The organism is Curtobacterium sp. B8 (genome assembly GCF_000333315.1).
GTDB lineage: Bacteria > Actinomycetota > Actinomycetes > Actinomycetales > Microbacteriaceae > Curtobacterium > Curtobacterium luteum.
Window position 1 is genome coordinate 1 of the sequence record NZ_BACW01000288.1, and the last position, 2,813, is coordinate 2,813.

Genomic DNA, 2,813 nt, shown 5'->3' on the forward strand with positions numbered 1-2,813 from the left:
GTGGTCGGGGCGATCGTTGGTCGCTGTTCCGGCTCGTCCGACGACGGATGGCGTGGGCGATCCCGGTCGTGGGCATCACCGCGGTCGTCGTGGTGTCCTTCGCGTGCCGCTTGCTCGTCGACGCGGCGGTGACCCGGGGCATCTGACCCGTTCCTGCACCGGGGCGGTCGCGGGCGGCGTCGTCCACAGATCGCGTCGGGGCCCTGCGGCGGGCCGGTGCCGGCCGCGACGCTGGGGTCATGCCAGACACCGACATGATCGCCCGCCTCACCGATGCACCCGTCCGGACCGACGCCGACGTCCTCGCCCTCGTCCGCGAGCTCATCGGCCGACCGCTGACCCGACAGTGCTGGGTCGTCTTCCTCGCCGAGCGGGGCGTCCCCATCCCGCTCCTGCTCCCCGTGTCCGAACTGCCCTACCAACCCGACGAGCACGTGGAGGACTTCGCCGCGCTCATCGCCGACGTCACCGAGCAGGTCGAGGCCGACGACGTCCTGGTGGTCTGGGAACGGCCGGGGAACGACCAGGCGCACGCCGTCGACTGGGAGTGGGTCGACGCCGTCGCGTGCTCGTTCGGGGAGCGGCACGTCCGGCTCCGCGGCCAGGTCATCGTGCACGACCGTGGGGTGGAGATGCTCGAGCTGGACGAGCCCGGCTCGCTCGTCGCGTGACCGGGGTCGCCGTGGGGTCAGCTCTGCGGTGCGGTGTCCGGCACGGTCTCGCCGGTCAGGCCCTCGACGACCGCCTTCGCCTCGGGCCAGAACTTCGCGTAGTGGTCGGGATCCGAGTTGATCTGCACCGCGTGGGCCATCTGCGTGGGAGTCATCGTCTTCCAGCCGGGGACCTTCACGAGCTTCGCGTAGAACATCGACGCGGCCGTGTACGGGTCCATCCGCTGTGCGTAGGTGCCCCAAGCGCCGTTGTCCCGCTGCTGGAAGAGCCCGCGGCTGTCCGGGCCGGCGGCGTCACCGTGGTCGAGGTTCACCAGGCTCGACTCGCCGATCGCGGTCATCACCCCGACCGCCTGCGTGTGCGGGCCGATGCCGAGCGCCTCGGCCGCCTGGATGACGTACGCGGCGTTCACCAGGCGGTCCTGGCAGAACCCGGCGACCGGGCCCGCCGGGACCGCGATGCCGCCGATGGTCTTCGTGGCGGCGGCGGGGCAGGTCGGGGTGGCGGCCGCCAGCGGTCGAGCGGCACCGGACAGCGAGTTGACCGCGACCACGACGAGCACGACGACGCCGATCACCGCCGCCACGACGCCCACGCCGAACACGGACGCGAGGGTGATGCCGACGCGGCGCATGACGGGGTCCTCTCGGGCGGGGCGGTTCGGAGCATGACGAGGGTACGTGCACCTCCTGGAGAACCGCCCCCGCCCGATCGGGGGTGTCGCGGGTCGGCCGGTCAGCCGTCCTGGCGGTCGTGCTCGCGATCGGCGGTGGAGGGCTGCACGGCGGTGGGCTCGGTCACCAGACCCGTCGGCGCCTTCTCGGTCTGCTTCCGGCCGTGCGTGAACCAGGTCACGAGCCACAGCACGATGCCGAGCGCGAGGAGTCCGCCGGCGATCTCGTACTGCTGCGGGTCACGGCCGGACGACCACGGAAGCACCAGCCAGACGCAGGTGACGACGCCGATCACGGGGATGACGACCCCGGCGCGGAAGTGCCGGTGGTCGACCTTGTCCCGGCGGAGCACGAGCACCGACAGGTTCACGACCGCGAACACCGAGAGGAGCAGCAGCGAGGTCGTCCCGCCCAGGACCACGACGATCGGGGAGTCCGGGTTGAGGGACACCCACCCGATGAGCGCGAGGGAGATGAGCGTCGTGAACAGGATCGCGGTCGACGGGGTGCGGCGGGCAGGCGAGACATGGGACAAGAACCCGGGCAGCACGCCCTGCTTGCTCATGCCGTAGAGCAGACGCGACGCCATCATCATGTTGATCAGGGCGGTGTTGGCGACGGCGAACATGGAGATGAACGGCAGGAGCGCGGCGATCGGGAAGCCCGGTGCCGCGGTCTGCACGACGGTCACGAGCGGGGTCTCGTTGCCGGCGAGCTCACCGATCGGCACGACCGCCACGGCGCAGATCGACACGAGCACGTAGATCACCGCGGTGATGCCGAGGCCGGTCAGCATCACCTTCGGGAAGATCCGCGAGGGGTCCTTGGTCTCCTCGGCCATGTTCACCGAGTCCTCGAAGCCGACCATCGCGAAGAACGCCAGCGACGTCGCGGTCGAGATCGACAGCAGCAGGGTCTTGTCCTCCGGGGTGTCGAACATCACCACGCGCGAGAAGTCCGCGTTGCCGCCGGCGATCGCCCAGAAGCCGATGAGGATGACCATCACGAGGCCGGACAGCTCCACGAGGGTCAGCACCACGTTCGTCTTCACGCTCTCGCTGACGCCGCGGAAGTTCACCGCCATCACCAGGAGCATGAAGCCCATGCCGATGAGCATCACGACGGCGTTCGGTAGTTCGAGGCCGAACCCCGCGCCGAGGTTCGCCGCGAACGCACGCGAGGCCGTCGACGCGGACGTGATCCCGGAGCACATCACGATGAAGGTGACGATGAACGTGAGGAAGTGGACGCCGAACGCCTTGTGGACGTAGAGGGCAGCCCCGGCGGTCTGCGGGTACTTCGTCACGAGTTCGAGGTACGAGAACGCGGTCAGGAGCGCCACCGCGAACGCGATGAGGAACGGGAGCCACGCTGCTCCGCCGAACTCCGCGGCGACCTGACCGGTGAGCGCGTAGACCCCGGGTACCGAGGATGTCGCCGACGATGAACAGCAGCAGCAGTTTCGGA

General features: G+C 69.9%; 2 protein-coding genes and 1 pseudogene. 1 reads left to right on the forward strand and 2 read right to left on the reverse strand.

From position 1 onward, the window contains the following. Nucleotides 1-239: 239 nt before the first annotated feature. A complete protein-coding gene (locus I59_RS06995; protein ID WP_148286125.1) occupies nucleotides 240-671 on the forward strand; it encodes a hypothetical protein in 432 nt (143 codons plus the stop codon). Nucleotides 672-688: 17 nt separating this feature from the next. On the opposite strand, the gene I59_RS07000 is transcribed toward I59_RS06995, so the two are convergent. Then, nucleotides 689-1,306 (reverse strand): hypothetical protein, encoded by a 618-nt coding sequence (locus tag I59_RS07000; protein ID WP_022903251.1) that lies wholly within the window; start codon nucleotides 1,304-1,306, stop codon nucleotides 689-691. Between the two features lie 101 nt (nucleotides 1,307-1,407). Next, nucleotides 1,408-2,813, reverse strand: a pseudogene (locus I59_RS19425) (APC family permease); the annotation flags it as partial.